Raw genomic sequence first — 1,220 nt, forward strand, 5'->3', positions numbered from 1 at the left:
CACATGTCAGCACCCGGTGACGCGCTGAAGCCAGCTCTAAAATTACCTCTTGCGCATGGGGCGGTTACACATGTTGCACAAATGCGCCGAGGGGATTCATGGCGCGAATCCAGCATGATAGCTGGAGTGCATGAGCAGTTGGGCCCCTACGAAATACAAGACCACAAACTGGTCGTCCTACAATGACAGCTTGAAGCGACGCGGGTCGCTGTCGATCCGGTTCGGCCCGCAGATGGTTTGGACACCGCCCCCGACAGGCAAACGTGGCCGACAGCACCACTTCGGTGACGCTGCGATCCAGGCCTGTCTGACGCCGAGGGTCTTGTTCGGCATGCCGCCCGGACAGACGACAGGCTTTGTTGAAAGCTTGCTGAAGTTGGTGGGATTGAACCGGGCGGTGCCGGATTTCGGCGCCCTTTGCCGCCGCCGGAAGACCCTGGATGTCAGCCTGCCGTATCGCGGTGGAAACGGCCCACTGAACTTGCTCATCGATAGCACGGGCATCGAGGCGGAGGGTGAAGGCGAGTGGAATGCCCGCAAGCATCCCTATCATCGAAACTGCGTTTCGACCGCCGGGCAATGGGCAGCTCCAAACGGCGCATCTGGCGAAGGATACAGATGGGAATCGATGAAGAAACGCCTGAGGTTCGGGCTGTCGAAGTCACAACGAGCAACGTTGGTGACGCCGCGATGCTACCCGCGTTGCCGAGCCAAATCCCCCCCATCAGGACATCGAATCAGTGACGGCAGACGGGGCATACGACACTCGCAAATGCCATGATGCAATTGCAGCACGCGGCGCGCATCTGTCATCCCGCCGCGCAGGAATGCCAAGCCGTGCAAGCCCAGGAGCGCGGGCGTGATCGCCCGAAACGAAGCGATCAATGCCTCACGATACCCGGGGCGCGCACTCTGGCGACGACGGAGTGGATACCACCGCCGAAGCCGCGTCGAGACCAGGATGCATTGTGTGAAACTTCGGGGCCAAAGGCTGATGGCGCGGGACTTCGACCGACAGGTCGCTGGAAATCCAGATCCGCATCGCTGTGTCAAACCGCTACACTGCCGTTGGAATACCCGTCACCGAGGCCACAGGACACGTCCGTCCGGGGAATGGGGAACCTTGCTCAAACCCCGATTTGTGCAACATGTGTAACCGCCCCATGCGCAAGAGGTAATTTTAGAGCTGGCTTCAGCGCGTCACCGGGTGCTGACATGTG

1 pseudogene is annotated in these 1,220 nt (G+C 60.3%); it reads left to right on the top strand.

The window, feature by feature from the left end:
- Positions 1-130 precede the first annotated feature (130 nt).
- Positions 131-1,178: pseudogene (locus FOY53_RS22600) on the top strand (IS5 family transposase).
- The last annotated feature ends 42 nt before the right edge of the window (positions 1,179-1,220 follow it).

This window comes from Puniceibacterium confluentis (assembly GCF_007923445.1).
Classification (GTDB): domain Bacteria; phylum Pseudomonadota; class Alphaproteobacteria; order Rhodobacterales; family Rhodobacteraceae; genus Puniceibacterium; species Puniceibacterium confluentis.